This is a genomic window from Clostridium chromiireducens, assembly GCF_003575225.1.
GTDB classification, from domain to species: domain Bacteria; phylum Bacillota; class Clostridia; order Clostridiales; family Clostridiaceae; genus Clostridium; species Clostridium chromiireducens.
In genome coordinates, this window is record NZ_QXDJ01000003.1 from 42,654 (window position 1) to 60,271 (window position 17,618).

At 28.3% G+C, this 17,618-nt stretch carries 13 protein-coding genes; 7 read left to right on the forward strand and 6 right to left on the reverse strand.

The genetic code is table 11. From position 1 onward, the window contains the following. The first annotated feature begins 72 nt into the window (after nucleotides 1-72). Entirely contained in the window at nucleotides 73-978 is a 906-nt protein-coding gene (locus D2A34_RS11490; RefSeq protein ID WP_119366691.1) for a ComEC/Rec2 family competence protein, read from the forward strand. A gap of 177 nt (nucleotides 979-1,155) precedes the next feature. Here the strand turns inward: D2A34_RS11490 and D2A34_RS11495 are convergent, their stop codons facing one another. Beyond that, on the reverse strand, nucleotides 1,156-2,298 hold the full coding sequence (locus tag D2A34_RS11495) for a cadherin-like beta sandwich domain-containing protein (RefSeq protein ID WP_119366692.1): 1,143 nt from the start codon (nucleotides 2,296-2,298) through the stop codon (nucleotides 1,156-1,158). A 332-nt stretch (nucleotides 2,299-2,630) separates the two neighbouring features. Here D2A34_RS11495 and D2A34_RS11500 point away from each other — a divergent pair, with 332 nt between their 5' ends. The 4 genes from D2A34_RS11500 to D2A34_RS11515 all read left to right on the forward strand — a co-directional run bounded on the left by D2A34_RS11500 (nucleotide 2,631) and on the right by D2A34_RS11515 (nucleotide 8,047). Further along, a complete protein-coding gene (locus D2A34_RS11500) occupies nucleotides 2,631-3,590 on the forward strand; it encodes an ABC transporter ATP-binding protein (protein WP_119366693.1) in 960 nt (319 codons plus the stop codon). Between the two features lie 11 nt (nucleotides 3,591-3,601). Continuing rightward, a complete protein-coding gene (locus tag D2A34_RS11505) occupies nucleotides 3,602-4,345 on the forward strand; it encodes an ABC transporter permease (RefSeq protein ID WP_119366694.1) in 744 nt (247 codons plus the stop codon). Nucleotides 4,346-4,453: 108 nt separating this feature from the next. After that, nucleotides 4,454-5,413 (forward strand): ABC transporter permease, encoded by a 960-nt coding sequence (locus D2A34_RS11510; protein ID WP_119366695.1) that lies wholly within the window; start codon nucleotides 4,454-4,456, stop codon nucleotides 5,411-5,413. Nucleotides 5,414-5,461: 48 nt separating this feature from the next. Continuing rightward, complete coding sequence (locus tag D2A34_RS11515) at nucleotides 5,462-8,047, forward strand: LuxR C-terminal-related transcriptional regulator (RefSeq protein ID WP_119366696.1); 2,586 nt, start codon at nucleotides 5,462-5,464, stop codon at nucleotides 8,045-8,047. A gap of 356 nt (nucleotides 8,048-8,403) precedes the next feature. Here the strand turns inward: D2A34_RS11515 and D2A34_RS11520 are convergent, their stop codons facing one another. Beyond that, nucleotides 8,404-10,140 (reverse strand): ATP-dependent metallopeptidase FtsH/Yme1/Tma family protein, encoded by a 1,737-nt coding sequence (locus D2A34_RS11520; RefSeq protein WP_119366697.1) that lies wholly within the window; start codon nucleotides 10,138-10,140, stop codon nucleotides 8,404-8,406. Nucleotides 10,141-10,569: 429 nt separating this feature from the next. Between D2A34_RS11520 and D2A34_RS11525 the strand changes: the two genes are divergently transcribed. Further along, nucleotides 10,570-12,201: a sensor histidine kinase gene (locus D2A34_RS11525; protein ID WP_119366698.1), complete on the forward strand. Its 1,632-nt coding sequence runs from the start codon at nucleotides 10,570-10,572 to the stop codon at nucleotides 12,199-12,201. Between the two features lie 367 nt (nucleotides 12,202-12,568). On the opposite strand, the gene D2A34_RS11530 is transcribed toward D2A34_RS11525, so the two are convergent. Next, nucleotides 12,569-13,591, reverse strand: a complete 1,023-nt coding sequence (locus D2A34_RS11530; RefSeq protein WP_119366699.1) for an IS6 family transposase — start codon at nucleotides 13,589-13,591, stop codon at nucleotides 12,569-12,571. Nucleotides 13,592-13,714: 123 nt separating this feature from the next. On the opposite strand from D2A34_RS11530, the gene D2A34_RS11535 reads away from it, so the two are divergent. Beyond that, a complete protein-coding gene (locus D2A34_RS11535) occupies nucleotides 13,715-14,494 on the forward strand; it encodes an arylamine N-acetyltransferase family protein (RefSeq protein ID WP_119366700.1) in 780 nt (259 codons plus the stop codon). Between the two features lie 139 nt (nucleotides 14,495-14,633). Here D2A34_RS11535 and D2A34_RS11540 read toward each other — a convergent pair whose 3' ends face one another. The 3 genes from D2A34_RS11540 to D2A34_RS11550 all read right to left on the reverse strand — a co-directional run bounded on the left by D2A34_RS11540 (nucleotide 14,634) and on the right by D2A34_RS11550 (nucleotide 17,323). Further along, nucleotides 14,634-15,029 carry a GtrA family protein gene (locus D2A34_RS11540; RefSeq protein ID WP_119366701.1) on the reverse strand — a complete coding sequence of 132 codons (396 nt, stop codon included), beginning with the start codon at nucleotides 15,027-15,029 and terminating at the stop codon, nucleotides 14,634-14,636. Between the two features lie 8 nt (nucleotides 15,030-15,037). Beyond that, nucleotides 15,038-16,003: a glycosyltransferase family 2 protein gene (locus D2A34_RS11545; protein WP_119366702.1), complete on the reverse strand. Its 966-nt coding sequence runs from the start codon at nucleotides 16,001-16,003 to the stop codon at nucleotides 15,038-15,040. 363 nt (nucleotides 16,004-16,366) lie between these two features. After that, nucleotides 16,367-17,323, reverse strand: coding sequence for a DMT family transporter (locus D2A34_RS11550; RefSeq protein ID WP_119366703.1), 957 nt, complete (start codon nucleotides 17,321-17,323; stop codon nucleotides 16,367-16,369). Nucleotides 17,324-17,618 lie beyond the last annotated feature (295 nt).

The window sequence follows — 17,618 nt, forward strand, 5'->3', positions numbered from 1 at the left end:
TATGTTTCACTTGAATTATTGACAAAAGAATGTATATATATACAATTAGTAGTATGTGAGGTGGAAATTTAAATGAGAAAAAATAAAAAAAATTTATGTTTATTACTAGCGTTTCTGTGTACATTATTTTTAGTCTCATGTGGAAATAATAGTAAGCTTGTTGAAGAAGAAAATTTAAAGATACATTATATTGACGTTGGACAAGGTGATTCAGAATTAATACAGATTGATGGAAAGAATATTTTAATTGATGCAGGTACGAGTGATAAAAAAGCTTTAAATTACCTGAAATCAATTGGAATTACTTCATTAGACTATGTTATAGCAACCCATCCTCATGAAGATCATATTGGAAGTATGGACGATGTTATTAACAATTGCAACGTTAGAACATTTTACGCTCCAAAGGTCACAGCGACTACTAAAACCTATGAAAATATGGTAAAGGCGTTAAAGTCAAAGAATTTAAAAATAAATGTACCTAAAGTTGGGGATGAGCTTAATGTAGGAAAAGCTACTTTAACATTTTTAGCGCCTAATAGCAGTAAATACGAAGATATGAATAATTATTCTATTGTTATTAAATTAAAATATGGTAATAAAAACTTTATATTTATGGGGGATGCAGAGGATGTCTCAGAAAAAGAGATATTAGGAAAGCAATTAGATATCAGAGCAGACGTTTTAAAAGTTGGACATCATGGGAGTAATTCATCAACTACACAAGCATTTCTTGATCAAGTTAATCCAAAGTATGCAATTATAAGTTGTGAAAAAGGAAATGATTATGGTCATCCTCATAAAGAAACAATAGATAGACTTAAAGGAAAAAACATTAATGTGTTTAGAACAGATTTACAAGGAACGATAATAGCAACTTCAGATGGTAAGGAAATAAAGTTTAATGTAAATCCTGTAGATAAAAAATCTGATATACCAGGAAGGGAAAATCAAAAATCTGGCAAGAAGGAAAACTAAAAAAGAACACAAAGTTATAATATATGAGACTAATATAAGCATAAACAATAATTCCATATGATGAATAATAAAAATAAGTATAGTTCATATCCAACTTCTATTGAATATGAACTATACAGAAAAATTATTTTATAAATATTAATTTAAGTCTAAACTAAATTATAGTAAAAATCTCCATTATTTAATCCAAGCGCCATTAGATCCTACACTATAACTACCAATTTTGGTATTAGCCGCCATTGAACCATCAGAATATAAATAATAATATTTCCCACCATCTAGTATCCATCCAGTCTGCATATTTCCATCCGATCCGAGATGGTACCATTTTGAAAGATTTCTATCGAAGAACCACTGACTCTTTAATGGTATGCCTATAGAATCATTATATTGCCATCTTCCGTTTAATAAGACCCACTGATTTGTTTTTACCGTTATTGTTGGCATTGGTGTATTAGTATTTCCGGAATTTGCATTCGTATTAGTGTTGTTTGTACTAGAGTTAGCTCTAGTTATATTTAAGGTGTATGTTTTTTTATTATTTTCATTATCTTCAATCGTTATTTTTATTTCATTTTTGCCCTTATTTAAACTTACTGACTTTTTAAATTTATCATCCTCATCAACTGTAGTTCCATCTATTTTAACATCGTAATCATCATATTCATCACTATCACAATCTGGCTTTGCTGTTATTTTGATTTCTTTCACTGAATCAGAGACATTTACATTATAAGTTGTAGTGCTTTTTGAAAAATTTAAAGTTCCATCACTTAAAGAAATACTTTTTAGATATACATTATCATTATCGTCGTCATCATCTGAAGATGAACTTGATGTACATTTAACTTTAATTTTATATTCACTAACTTTTTTTGATGTATCACTATATTTTATATTTGAGCCTGGATCTTCGCTGTATGTTCTAATTGTAAGTGTTGTTGAATTTGATGATAAATCAATAGAACTACTTATTTTTATTCCTTTAGAAGAACTTGATGTTCCTTTAAATACTCTAATAAGACTTGAATTAACACCATCTGCGCTTATCTTAACTTTCTTTGATGAAGTCTTAGCATAATAAGTATCACCTGAAACGAAATCATTATCATCTATTTCATGTTTACTTTTATAATCATCGTCACTATAAGTTTTTATTGTATTACTTCCAGAAGAGGTTTTTAATTTAACACTTGTCAAATCACCTGTTGATGCATAAGCTTTTGTAGTCATTAAATTTAAGCTTGTCACAGGTACAACGGCACTAAAGGCGCTGACTGTAAGAGCTATTGCAATAATTTTTTTTACACTTTTTTTCATTTAATTTTCCCCCCTAATAATAAATGACACATTTGTTAAATAAGTATCATGGGTTTTATCTTACCATAACATTTAATGCCATATCTTAATATAATCTTAAATTATCATTAAATTTTTCCAATTTATTTTTAAGTTTTTTACAAAATTTATATTTAAATAATTCATATTATTTCAGATTTTAGTTCTGGATCAATTTTTTTGAAATCATCAAGAGGATGCTTTTTTGTTTTTCTTTAACTAAGTTGGTTCAATTTAATCAACCATTAAATCAACCTTATGGTTGATTACAACACATAGGATTAAAGAGTATTATATTCTCAGAGGTGAAAATTATGGAAGCAATTTTAAAAGTTAAAAATTTAAAGAAGTATTATAAAGAAAATAAAGCTGTTAATGGATTAAGTTTTGATTTATATGAGGGAGAAATATTAGGTTTATTAGGACCGAATGGTGCTGGAAAAAGTACTACTATAAATATTCTTTCTACAATACTAAAACATGATGAAGGAGAAATTAAATTCTTTGGACGAGATATACAAGAAAATAGAAAGTGGATTAAATCACAGCTTGGTATTGTACCACAAGAACTAGCTATATTTGAAGATATCCCTGCATATAAGAATGTTGAATTCTTTACATCTTTATATGGATTAAGTGGTAAAGTACTAAGAAAAGCAGTTTTAGAAGCATTAAGTATGGTAGGGTTAGAAGATAAAAAGGACATTAAACCAATAACTTTTTCTGGTGGTATGAAACGAAGACTTAATATAGCTTGTGCAATAGCTCATAAGCCCAAAATTTTAATATTAGACGAACCTACTGTGGGAATTGATCCTCAATCAAGAAATCATATCCTACAATCAATTAAAAAGTTAAGAGAAGGTGGAACAACTATTATATATACAACTCATTATATGGAAGAAGTTGAAGAAATAGCTGATAGAGTAGTAATAATGGATAGCGGAACTAAGATAGCAGAGGGAACTCTAGCTGAACTTATGGAAAGTTATAGGAATACAAGAATGTATAAGATATATATCGATTCAACTTCTTTCCAGTATGTGGATAAAAATAAATTTAAGTATGACTTTTTTTATGAGATTGAAGGAATTCAAAAAGTAGTATTTACGGATAATTGTTTTAGTATAACAACTATAAAAGAAATAGAAAATCTAGATAAAATAATTTTAAGTCTAGTAGATAGAAATCTTAAAATAAGCCATATAACAAGCGAAGAAGGAAACTTAGAGATGATATTTCTTAAATTAACAGGAAAAAAATTAAGGGATTAGGGGCGAAAAAGATGATTTTATGGAGACTTATTAAACAAGATTTCAGAAATCTAATTACAACACCGGTTATTGTAACTGTTTGTGTAATATATCCATGGCTATTGATTGGTATGTTTGGCTTTATTCTTTCTAGTCTATATGGGGGAGACGGTGTTACGTCTTATGACTTTTATGGAGTAACCATGATGATGTATTTAATCATTTCATCAGTTACAATAACTCCAAATACTTTTATGGAGAATAAATTAAGACAAGGAAATATTAGAATAGCTTATGCTCCAGTATCAAGGATATCAATATATATGTCTAAGATAATAAGTTCATATCTATTTATGGGGATTAGCTTTTCAATTCATATGCTGATAATGAATTATTTTAATATTGTTAATTTTGGTGGTAGTAACTTTATATATATACTAGTGTTATTCATGGTGTTTCTTTTTTTTACAGTCACAGTTGGCGGAGCGGTTTGTGTGATTCTTAAAACTGAGGAGTTAACCAATATGGTTCTTTCTAATGTAGCAAGTATATTGGCACTGCTATCAGGTATATTTTTTCCGGTAGATAGTTTAGGGAAAGTTGTTAGTGATTTATCGAATTTATCTCCAATGAAGTGGATTTTAAATTCAGCTTTCAATGTGATTTATGATAAGAGTTTTGAAAATTACATAATTATAATTTGGGGATTAATCTTATTATCAATAATAAGCATTATAGTTATGCATGTAAACTATAAACCAGAGGACTATATATAGGCCTAAATTCTATATTGGAGATAGAATTTGGATCTGAGAGAGAAGGATTAAGTGTTTTAAACTTTATATATTCAAAAGTTTTTTATATATCAAGAGGAGAGAATATAAATGATAAATATTATAAAAGGAATTTTATATAGAATGATAAATAATAAATCATACCTGGTAATGCCCATTGTAATAACACCAATAATTATTGCAATTGCAATATATTTTTCAAGCAGTTTTGTTGCCAAATATAATATAGGAGTTATCGGAGATTACAGCGCTAATCTTAATAGTGATGAGGTAAATATTACAAGACTTGAAAATAAAGTACCTCTTTCAGATTTAGTAAAAAATAAGTATGAGGCAGTAATATCTTTTGAAAATGGAAAAGTGATAGTTGATACAATAAAAGGTGATAATTTTAAAAGTAAGATAGAGCGATTGGCAAATGGAGAAAGAATTACTAATGAAGATAGTGAGAAGAGGGGCGTAGTATCTAATATAGTTGGATTTATAACCATGTTTATAATTGCACTAGGAGTGTTACTCTATAGATTTTTCTTTGATGACAAAAAAGGAATTTCAAGAAGGATAATAAGCACAAATATAACTTATGTACAATATATACTAAGCCACTTTATTTCGGTGTTTTTAATGATTTTTGTTCCTACGGTCACAATAACTATATTATCTAGGGTAATACTTGATTTAGATACAAGAGTAACAAGCGTAGAACTCATATTAATAATATTTGTCTTATCACTTTTTTCTTCAGCCTTCGGTTTGCTTATGTCTACAGTTACAAAGCAAATGCAGAGTGCCAGCATGTTAGGAATGATGATAAATGTTATAACGACATTACTTTCAGGAAGTTTTTTCACTATATCTAACAACAAATTAGTGAGTTTATTCGGCAGCATTATGCCTCAAAAGCATATTTTAGAGTATACAATTTCCTTAGAGAATGGGAAGTTTAGCAATTATACTGATATAGCAAGTGTTATTTTGGTTTCAATAGTTATGATAGTAAGTTCATTCTTAATAATAAAATATAAGATGAGAAGATATAGCTTTATTTAAACAATATGGTAAAATATACACATTAGATAAACTATTAAGGGTGATGAGATGAAGAATATTCTTTATACAAGATTAATAAGACCCAAAAGTAAAATTGATAATATATTCCGAAGAAATCAAAATATACAAAATAAACTCAATGCAATAACAGAAAATAAATTAACAGTAGTTAAAGGTGGTGCTGCTGTTGGTAAAAGTACCCTTATTTCGGATTATGTTGGAGAAAAGAAAAATTATATGTGGCTTTCATTAGATGAAAAAAGTGATGATTTATCATATTTTTGGACTTATATCTTGCATGGGTTAAAAGGAAATATTGTAGATTTAAATTTCTATATCGATATGATAAATCCGTTAGTAAATAGAGAAGATATTTTTGAATTAATATTGTCTTTAATAAACGAGCTTATAATCGAAGAAGAATTATTTATAGTATTAGATGATTTTCATTATATAGAGGATAAATTTCTTATGGAAACAATTGAATATTTTATAGTCAATTCATCAGATAATGTACACTATATTTTGATTTCAAGACATGATATTAAGTTATATTTGGGAAATATCCTTATGAAAGGCGGAATAGTTAATATAAACTCAGGGGATTTCAATCTTACTTTAGAAGAAACCGAAGAGTTTATAAGAAAAACTACTAATAAAATTATTGATAGTAAGATTATTAAAGAAATATATAGAAATACAGAAGGGTGGATAGGAGCAATTAAACTCCTATTAACGGTATTAAATAATAATAAGACAATTAAAAATATACCAAAAGGAAATAAACTGTTTATAGAATATATGAATAGAGAGATTATCAATAGTTTATCACAAGATGAAATAGAGTTTTTAGTCAAAACTTCGCCATTAAGTTATTTCAATCATAGTATTTATAAGAATGTAGATAATAAAGATGCTACTGAAATAATAGAAAATTTAATTAAAAAGAACATGCTCATTATTACCATAGATGAAGAAAAAAATATATATAGATATCATAATATTTTAAGACAGTATTTAATGGAGATTTTTGATAATTATGATGAAAGTACTAAGAATGAAATAATAGGAAAACTAACATCTTCATTAATAGATGATAAAAATTATGATGATGCACTAAGCATTCTGATAAATTATAAAAAATACGAATATGCATTAAAGATAATCGAAAAAAATGCCCACAATATTGTGGCTACTAAAGTTCTGAACGAATTCCCGTTAGAATACTGTAGCAAAAGTGTAGATCTAGCGTATATATCTTTGTTTTATAGCTATCTAAATTTGGATTATGAAAGATGTATACTTATAGTAGATTCAATAGATAATAGTATAAATAATGAAATGTTAAATTGTATTAAGATATTTTCACTAGTATTAAACAATTCATTTGTAGATGATTGTTATTTTGAATTGCCAAAAGAAATTGATGAAAATCTAAATATACTTACTAAAACTATTTATTATATTTTTGCCTCTTGGGCATTAGGATTTGCTAGCGAATGTACAAAAGCATTAGAGATGATGGAATTAATAAAAAAAGCGAATAAAGAGTTAAGTAATAGTTATGTGAATTTAATATATGATTATAATAGAGTTTCTTTATTAGAGGTTATGGGTAAGTTAAATGAGAGCTTAACTGGTTATAAGGAGTTAAATGAAAGTATAAGAAATAAAAATTATAAATCTTGTCTTACCATTTTTAGGACTGTAGGATTGCCAGGCGTCTATATAAAGAAGCTTATGGATAAAGAAGCAGAAGAATTAATAAATGAAGCACAAGCAATGCTAAAGGATTTTAGTGGGAGTGCAGTTTTGGAGAATTTAGCTATTGGAATCGATTATAATCTAGCAGAAATTAAATATATTCAAGGTAAAATTGATGAATGTGAAAAAATATTAAGTGATTTTCATAAACAAGACAAGGAAAGCTATGCATATATTCAAATGTTAGCATTAAAGATTAGATTATTATCGTCAGAAGAAAGGGTAAAGAAACTAGAGTATGATGAGTTTATTAATATATATGAAAAAAAGTACAAGAATTCATTTTACTTAGATACTATACGAATAGCTTATGGGGTAGTACTTTTTGAGATTGGTAAATATGAGGAGAGTTTAAATGAATTTAATAAAATTGTATTTATTAGCAGAAAGAATGGTGTAGGATATTCTCTTGTATACTCTTTAACGTGGAAACTAATACTAATAAATAAATTTAAATCTGATAATACGAGAGAGTGTTTAAATATATTAAAAGAAGTTATTTTTTATTCAAGAGAGGAAGAGATATTTTTTCCTTTTTACGTAAATAGAAAATATTTAAAAGAAGTTATACAAAGGTTTTACCAAGAATTGCTGAAAGATAATGATAATAACAAATTTGTAAGTAAACTTTGTGATTTAATAGGAATAAAAGATAAAAATGAAGTTTTAAGTTCAAGAGAGATGGAAGTTCTTGAAGCTTTGATAAATGGATTAAGTAATAAGGAAATCGGAGAGAGGTTATTTATATCTATTTCAACAGTAAAAACTCATATAATAAATATATACTCCAAATTAGGAGTGAAAAATAGAGTGGAGGCAGTAAATAAGGGAAGAAAAGTTTTTAGTGAAAAATATAAAAGTAAATTATAGATTATTTTGTCGTAATATGTTATAATTGTTCTGTAAATGATATCAACATATCCCTTTAAGTTGGTATCCTCATAATCTTTTTTTATTAGGCAGTCATTAATTTGGCTGCTTTTTATAGTTGTATTCAGATAATGTTAAGATTAAGTGAGTATAATAATGATTGTAAAAAAAATTTTTTCATTATTCTTCTTAAATATAATAAAAGATGTAATCGATTGGTTGCATATTGTTTTTTATTTTAAAACATATGTTATAAGCATCAATATATAAAAATATAAACGATAAAAAATAGTACTCTGAATCTACAGAGTACTATTTTTGAAGTCCATTATCGATGTAATATTTATGCGGCGTTGCTAAATAGTTAATTCTTTAATGTCATCTTCATATAAAGTCTCTTTTTCCAATAAATTTAGGGCTATCTTATCAAGTAGATGTCTATTTTCTCTTAAGAGTTCCAAGGTTTCATCATATAGTGTATTTACAAGCATTTTACATTCTTCAATAACAGGATTTCCGAAACTACTATAAAGAGAACCAACACTTGAAAGTTTTATTAGACCTAGGGTTTCACCCATACCATACTCGGTAATCATTTTTAAAGCAATATCAGTGGTTTGGGAAATATCCCCTTCTGCTCCAGTAGAGATTTTGTCCTTACCAAAGATTATTTCTTCGGCAGCTCTACCACCAAGTGAAACCTTAATTTTGTTTTTTAGGTAATCAACTCTATGATAGCTTCTATCTTCAGGAATAGTTAGAGTATACCCACCAGCGCCTTTGGTAGTTGGAATTATTGTTATTTTTGAAACTTTATCGTTTGGAAGCAGCAGTAAGCTAACTATTCCATGCCCTGCTTCATGGTATGAAGTAAGTAGCTTGTCTTCTTCCTTTAAATAGCTTCTTTCTTTTTTTTCATGACCAGCTAAAGTTATTGAATATGCTGATTCAATATGAGCTGAGGTGATACAATTGCTATTATCTTTTGCGGCTAAAATTGCACTTTCGTTCACTAAGCTTTCTAATTTTGCACCAGAGAAGTAAGTAGTTTTCTTTGCAATATCTTTTACATCAAGATTCGCATGAGGTTTATTTTTTAAATGTAAAGATATAATTTTTTCTCTAGCATTAACATCTGGCAATGATACTTCTATATGTCTATCGAATCTGCCTGGCCTTAAAAGTGCTTTATCCAGCATGTCCAATCTATTTGTAGCAGCAATTACTACAATACCTTCTTCTTGTCCAAAACCAGACATTTCAGTTAGTAGAGCATTTAGAGTTTGATCTCTTTCACCATTACTAGAACCATTTTTATCATTACTTCTAGCTTTACCTATTGCATCAATCTCATCTATGAAGATAACCGCTTTTCCATGAGATTTTGCTTTTTTAAATAAATTTCTCACCCTTGCGGCACCAACACCAACGTAAACTTGTACGAAGTCAGAACCACTAAGTGCATAAAAGGGAACACCTGCTTCACCAGCAACAGCTTTAGCAAGCAATGTTTTACCTGTACCAGGATCCCCATAAAGAATAACTCCTTTTGGCATTCTCGCACCATACTTTTGATATTTCTCAGGATTTATAAGAAAATCTACAATATCCATTAAACTTTCTTTAGCTTCTTCATTTCCAGCCACTGCATCAAAGTCTAAAGCGGCTTTTTTATTCTTGCTAAAATCCTCCATGTCCATTGATGTTATGGATGAATTGTTTCTAGCCTTTAATACAACGATAGCCAATATTGAAATAAGTGATATTGCAAAAACAACTGAAGGAATAGACTTTGATAGTGGTGGTGTGGACTCATCCTTAATTTCTACTCCTTTTAATAATAAGGTTTCCTTTATAGTATCAGTATAAGGATTATCCGTGGAATATTCATCCCCATCACTAAGTATTATTTTCATTTTTGGAGACTTATCCATTATTACTGTAGATATTTTATCGGAATTTAAATCTTCTTTAAATATAGAATAACTTTTATTAACCACTTTATCATTAAACGATGTCATTATTATGAAAATTAGTGATATTATCGCAGTGATTATTGGAAATATAATATAATATTTTTTTATCTTATTCATTAAGTACCTCCATTTTTTAAAAGATTACTTAAGGCAACTGTGTTTTATATTTAATAAACATGCCTAATATTGATTATACAGATTAAAATCAAGAAGTCTAATTACTTTTGAGGTTTTTACCAATGTAATTTATGGAGAATTAATAAAAAATCTCATTTTTATATTACTATTACTACATAAGTGAATACCCCTTAGATAGATGGAAATTATCTTTCATGAGCATTATGAACTATATATGAAGATACTAAATATATAGCTTGGCAAATACTACCTGAAGATAATAGATGTATATGTAACTGTCGAAAAAATCAAAATAATTATAATAGAAATATAGAAAAAATAGAAAAATAGATATATAATGTGTATAAATGTCGATTGATTTACAAATTTGTTTTGTTAATAGTAATTTGTGGAATGGGATGATAAATTATGGAGTTTAATAATAATTTCCTGATTGATGAGTTGCAACGAGTGGGAAAAGTTGGAATTTTCAATTATGATATAAAAAATGATGTTATGACTATCTCAGATATTACTTGCGAATTGCTTGGTATTAGCAATGAGTATATGAGAAATAAAAGAGATTGGTTAAATATTGTTCACTTAAGTCAGAGAGAAGAATTTCATTTGTATTTTGAAGAAATAATTAATACTGGGAAAGATTTTAATAAAGAATATAGAATAGCACGTCAAAATGAGGAAATAGAACTATGGATAGAAGTAAAAGGAAAAGTTTATTTTGACGAACATAGTATACCAAAGATTCTTTCGGGTACTATTCACGACATTAGCGAACTAAAGAAGAGTGAAGAAAGATACAAAAAGCTTTATATGGAGTTTCAGGAAAAAGAAGCCCTTTTAGTTTCGCTAATTAACTCAATTCCAGATATGATTTATTATAAGGATATAAATGGTGTATATTTAGGATGTAATAAAGCGTTGGAAAATTTTGTAGGCATGAATCAAGAAGATATTATTGGATGTACTGATTATGATATTTTTGAAAGAGAAATTGCAGATTATTTTAGGAAAATGGACTTGAAAATGATTCATAAAGAAGAGCATTTTATATATGAAGAATGGGTTAAATATCCGAATGGAAGACAAGTTCTTTGTAATACATTAAAAACTCCATATTATGATTCTCAAGGAAACATTTTAGGAAGTATAGGGGTAAGCAGAGATATTACGGGGATAAGTAAGAAAGAAGAGTTACAAAAAAGGATAGAAGAAAAAAGAAAAAGAGTAAATGAACTAAAAGAGGCAGATCGCATTAAAACCGAATTTTTTGTAAACATATCCCATGAATTAAGAACGCCAATAAATGTTATTTTTTCAGCTACTCAGATGGAAGAAATTATGTTGAAGAGCTATTTAAGCGACAGTGCTTCTGAGGACAATTTTAAATATGTAAAAATGATGAAACAAAATTGTTATCGACTTTTAAGATTAATTGAAAATTTAATTGATATAACAAAATTTGAAAATGGTTATTATTCATTAAATAGGAGTAATCATGATATTATTAGTTTAATTGAAGAAGTGGTATCTTCTGTAGCGGGTTATATTGAGAATAAGGACATTTCAATTATATTTGATACTGATGTAGAAGAAAAAATTATTGCATTAGATCCAGAAAAAATAGAGAGAATTATATTAAATTTGTTATCAAATTCAGTGAAGTTTACACCATCAGGTGGTAGTATAAGTGTAAAAATACAGGATCACAAAGATAATGTTTGTATAAAGATAAAAGATACTGGCAGTGGAATTCCAGAGGATAAATTACAATCTATATTTGATCGTTTTGTACAAGTAGATAAATCTCTTAATAGAAGTCATGAAGGTAGTGGAATAGGTCTTTCTATTGTAAAATCCTTAGTTGAACAACATGGAGGAAAAATATTTGTAAAAAGTATAGAATCGCAAGGGAGTGAATTTAGTATACATCTTCCATGCGAACTAGTTGAAAGTAAATATTGTAAGAAAATTACTTCAGTAAATCAAATAGGTAAAAGCTCAATTGAAAAGGTAAATATCGAATTTTCAGATATATTATAGTTGAATAATAAATATGTTGAATTAAAAAATCAAATGTAACGCGTCAGGGCTTTTCGACCTTTCAGAATAAATTAGTATAGAAAAGATACGAGTCACATAAGATCTATTTCTGATTAAGTTATACGATTAATGGGGGTATAATTCAATGTTAGTTTATAATATATTGATTTATATATATTAAGTATATTATAGTAATAATAACCAATAAGAGAAGTGAATCTGTTAAGCTGTTATGAAAAAATAGCTTGATTATTCATAGGATTACTCGCTCTTTGAAAATTATATAAGTTTGGATATTTTATTGCATGGCAAACAAGCCTGCAAGGAAAATATTTTTTGCAGGTTAATTAAAGGTATTAAATTTTATTTATGCTGCTATGAACCAGGAGTTTTTATTTAAGCTATCGCTAGCGAAGCCAGCAACTTCGGCAGGAGTATAGTTGTTTAACGAACCATGTGGTCTGATAAAATTATAGTGGAAGATAAACAAATATATTAAATTATTAGCCTTCTCAAATGAGTTAAAACCTTTTTTAGCTTTATACCAAGCTTTGAATGTTTTATTAAATGATTCTATTAGGTTGTTATTGGTATCACTAGACATAGGTTCTACAGGTACATGTTCGGTATTTGGCAATACCGTCGCGACAGCTTCATTGTATGAAGGGAGTCTATCGGTTATAAAATAAGTTGGTTCGCCACAAGCTTTTGCTTTATTAATTAATGTATAAGCTGAGTCAGAGCTCCTAGATCTAGTTAAATGAAATGCTAAAACAAATCTAGTTTCTGAGTCAATAGCTAACCATAAATAGTATTTCTGTCCATTAATAAATACAACTGTTTCATCAGCATGCCAATCATCTGACAATAAATTGAGATTGGTTGTGAATCGGTCAGCTTTTTGCTTGAAAAAAGGCGAGAATTTATTAGTCCAGTTAGCGATTGTAACATGAGATACTTTAATTCCGGAGTTTATCATCAAAAATTGAGAGATAGCTCTAGTTGATGAATTGTTTAAAAAATACAGCGTTAATGCTGTGAGGATAACATGCAGTGGAAAACGCATTCCTTTCATTGAAAATGAGCCGGTAACTGCTTCGCTAGAAGCTTCATCAATGTTTAAGGTATGATGTTTAACTATTATGTGATTGCAGCTTTTGTTATTGCATTTATAACGGTTGTAATGCTTATAGGAATGATGTAAGTAAGTACCTTTACCGCACTTTGGACATCGAGGATAATTTAATTTAGGAAGTCCGTTGCCGTCGCCGTCGACGAATTGGCGTTTGCACTTTCTACATTGATACTTTTGATTAGCCTGCTTATCTAAACCAAACTTATATAGTTTATCAGAATGGCAGCGAGGACATTTTATATTAGTTTTGCTTATTGTTCTTCTCCTTTCGAGGGGGAATCTCTGGTTCTAGACAAACTTATTGTATTTCCTTAGATTGAGAAGAGCAATGTTCATATAACTTAACAGAACGAGAGAAGTAGATAGGGGGCAATTATTATGATATTTACGCAGGAACAAATTGATATTTACTTAAGTAAAATTAAGTACAAGCATAAGATTGAATTGAACGGAAGAACACTTGAACAATTACAAATTTCGCATTTGAAGAATATTCCATATGAAAATCTAGATATTTTAAATGGTGTACCAATATATCTTACTCCTGAGGCTTTGTATAAAAAGTTGATTTTAAGTAGTAGAGGAGGGTATTGCTTCGAATTAAACGGTCTATATAGTAATCTCTTAAAGAGCCTTGGATTTGATGTGACAAATTTGGCTGGGCGTTTTATTGATGATGACACTTCAATTCAAATGCGAAGACATAGGATACTTAAGGTTAAAACAAATGATGGAATATACATATGTGATGTAGGAGTGAGGAGCGAATCTCCAAGAATTGCTTTAAAACAAGTACATGGCTTAATACAAAATGATGGTGTAAGTGAATATAAGTTTGAGGAAGACGATTTTTATGGTCATATTCTCTGGCAAAAGGAACGGGGAAAGAGTTGGAAAAAGGTTTATGGTTTTACTGATGAACCTCAACAAGATATAGATTACATAATGCCATCTTTCTTTTGTGAAAAACATCCAGATTCTCCTTTTGTGAATATTAGAAAGATCTCAATATTTACTGATTCAGTAAATATCAACCTTGTAGGAGATACATTAAAGTTCTATGAGAATGCAAAAGTAACTAAAAGAGTTGATCTTCAGGATGAAAATGAAATACGTGAAACTCTTGATAAGTATTTTGGAATCCGCTTAAATAATTAATAAAAGAGGTATTTCAAAATAAGAAACCATTTGAAATACCTCTTTCATTAAATTTAAGATGTACAATTGCCTTTGTTATTTAACAGATAAAAGCTAAAAATCTATATTACAATTTAATAAGTTGTACTTAGTTTTCAGTTTATTTGAATGCGAAAAATTTCATTAGTATAAAAGTGATTGGAACACCTATAATTGCAGCTAGCAAGAAAGCAATGAGTTTGTTTAATCCAAATATATTAAATACTATAACTACAACTATATTTTGAATTATAAAATTTGGGATATATGATATAGCAAACTTTATAAATTTACTAAAATTCAATTTTTCCTTAAATGTTATTAGACTATTTAAGAGATAGGATATAAACAATCCAGAAATATACCCAGCTATAAATGCAATATTTTCATTTAAGAAATTTGCATATATACAAGAAAAGATAGTTCCATTAAAGGTATTTACAACACCTATGATTAAAAAAGTAATAAATTCTTTTGTAAAGAAAGTATTTTTAAATTTTTGAACAGTATTATCCATAATACCTCCTACAAATTATTATTCTCCTTTGAAATTAATTTATCAGAAATAATGAATCTTGGTCTTTGTTTAGTTTCATTATATATCTTCCCAATATATTCGCCAATTACTCCAAGAGATAAAAGCTGAATTCCACCAATAAGCCAAATAGAAAGCGTAAGAGAAGTCCAACCAGTTACAGTCTTTCCGAAAAATTTAACCAAAAAAGTGTAAGCTAAAGCTATAAAACTGAAGAAGAAAATGAGAAAGCCAAGTCCAGTAATTATTCTTATAGGCTTAATGCTAAGTGATGTAATTCCATCTAAAGCAAAAGTAATCATTTTTTTCAAGGGATATTTAGATTCGCCAGCAAATCTTTCGTGGCGTTCATATTCAACTATTGAAGATTTATATCCAACCAAAGGAACTATTCCTCTTAAGAATAAATTAACTTCTTTAAATTCACTTAACCCATCTAAAGCTCGTTTGCTCATAAGACGATAGTCTGCATGATTATAAACCATATCTACTCCAAGAGTACTCATTAATTTATAAAATGTCAAGGCAGTTGTTCTTTTAAAAAATGTATCTGTTTCTCTAGAAGATCTTACTCCATAGACTACATCACTTCCTCCATAATATTGTTCAACAAATTTATCTATAACATCTACGTCATCTTGTAAATCTGCATCTAATGATATAGTGACATCAGCAATTTCCTTAGCTGTCATTAAGCCAGCTAGTAAAGCATTTTGATGACCTCTATTTCTTGAAAGATTAATACCAGAGAAAATATCATTTTGCTTATGAAGTTCTTCTATAATACTCCAAGTATTATCTTTCGAACCATCATTAATAAATAATATCTTGCTATCCTTTGAAATAAGTTCATCATCTACCATATTGTTAATTTTTACTAATAGTTTTTTAGCCGTTACATGTAAAACCTCTTCTTCGTTATAACAAGGGATTACAAGATATAAAATATCTTTCATAAAACCACCTCCAATTGATTCCAAATAAAATTTATTATAAAGCTGTAACGTTACATTTTTGTTACAAAACTTTCTAAAATGTTAAGATTAATTTGCAATTAAACTTTATTTTTTCTCATAAATAATATAAAACTAAAATGCGAAAAGCTTACTTTTGATATCATTATATTTTAGGAATCTTAACAAAAGCTGAATGAATAATTAATTTGGATATATATAATGTGATGAGCCAGTTTAATGTAAAGGTAGGAAATATTCTAATAGAAATAAAATAGAATAAATAATAAATCTAAGAGATATACACGATTTAGTAATAATCTCTTAGATTTATTTGTATAATTTAAGTATTTGCATTTATGTGGATTATATATTAGCAGATGATTTTCTCTGATTTTTACGACTGTTAGATGGAAATCTAAGTTGTGAAATAACTATTCCGCTAAGGATAAGAATGCAGCCTACATATCCTCTATAACTCATAACTTCATTAAGTATAAGTGCACCGCCTAATGCGCCAAACACTGATTCCATGCTTAGAATAATCGCTGCATGGGATGGTTTAGCATGCTTCTGAGCTACCACTTGCAAGGTATAGGCTACACCTGCTGATAAAAGTCCACCATAAAGTATGGGAATTAAAGCGGCTGATATTCCAGCTAGGGTGATATTCTCAACAAATAATGCTGTGATTAAACTTAACATAGAACTTGTTGCAAACTGAGTACATGATAATTTTAAAGGATCTATTTTATTAGAAAAATGATCTATTGCTAAAATATGAATAGCCCAAAAAAGTGAACCAATAACTTCAAGTAAATCTCCATAACTTATACTGAAATTATCATTAATACTTAAAAGATAAAGACCTATAACAGCAAGTCCAACTCCAAACCATGAATTGTTTCCAATTTTGTGTTTTAGAAACAATCCTATAATAGGAACGATAACTACATAAAGTCCAGTAATAAAACTTGCATTGCCAGCAGTTGTATAAATAAGTCCAGTTTGTTGAATGCTTGAACCAGCAAAAAGAATTGTGCCGACTATTATTCCAGGTAATATTATTTTTTGCTTATTTGTACCAGTATTATCTTTAGGATTTTCTCTAATAGACATTTTGTTATTAATGGTACTCTTCTTTTTTTTATCTAGATAAATTATCAAAGGGATCAAAGAAAGACTTCCAAGGGCAAATCTTATTCCGTTAAAGGTAAAGGTACCTACAAATTGAGAACCAACTCTTTGAGCAACAAATGCAAATCCCCAAATAGCTGCGGTTAGAAGCAACAGTAAATTAGCTCGTAGTCTTTTGTTATTCAGTTAAATCATCTCCTTTTAAACTATTAATCTATTATACTATTTGTCATGATTTTATTTGACTTACCAAGATTTCTATAAGCGAACGATACAATAAATCATTAAAAGTTTCTAACTTTGATTAATTATGTAGTCATATCAATTGCTAAGGTATTTGTAAAAAATCTAACAAACTATATAGACGAATATAAAAATTATATCATAGTTATATTAATTAGAAATTATTTATAAAATAAATCTAAATAAGATGTTTATAATAATAATTCTTATTCAATATAATTACCTCCAATAAAGTTAG

Bases quoted from the DNA above. Each gene is read 5' to 3' on its own strand.
- D2A34_RS11490 (WP_119366691.1), top strand. From the start codon at position 73: ATGAGAAAAAATAAAAAAAATTTATGTTTATTACTAGCGTTTCTGTGT.
- D2A34_RS11495 (WP_119366692.1), bottom strand. From the start codon at position 2,298: ATGAAAAAAAGTGTAAAAAAAATTATTGCAATAGCTCTTACAGTCAGC.
- D2A34_RS11500 (WP_119366693.1), top strand. From the start codon at position 2,631: ATGGAAGCAATTTTAAAAGTTAAAAATTTAAAGAAGTATTATAAAGAA.
- D2A34_RS11505 (WP_119366694.1), top strand. From the start codon at position 3,602: ATGATTTTATGGAGACTTATTAAACAAGATTTCAGAAATCTAATTACA.
- D2A34_RS11510 (WP_119366695.1), top strand. From the start codon at position 4,454: ATGATAAATATTATAAAAGGAATTTTATATAGAATGATAAATAATAAA.
- D2A34_RS11515 (WP_119366696.1), top strand. From the start codon at position 5,462: ATGAAGAATATTCTTTATACAAGATTAATAAGACCCAAAAGTAAAATT.
- D2A34_RS11520 (WP_119366697.1), bottom strand. From the start codon at position 10,140: ATGAATAAGATAAAAAAATATTATATTATATTTCCAATAATCACTGCG.
- D2A34_RS11525 (WP_119366698.1), top strand. From the start codon at position 10,570: ATGGAGTTTAATAATAATTTCCTGATTGATGAGTTGCAACGAGTGGGA.
- D2A34_RS11535 (WP_119366700.1), top strand. From the start codon at position 13,715: ATGATATTTACGCAGGAACAAATTGATATTTACTTAAGTAAAATTAAG.
- D2A34_RS11540 (WP_119366701.1), bottom strand. From the start codon at position 15,029: ATGGATAATACTGTTCAAAAATTTAAAAATACTTTCTTTACAAAAGAA.
- D2A34_RS11545 (WP_119366702.1), bottom strand. From the start codon at position 16,003: ATGAAAGATATTTTATATCTTGTAATCCCTTGTTATAACGAAGAAGAG.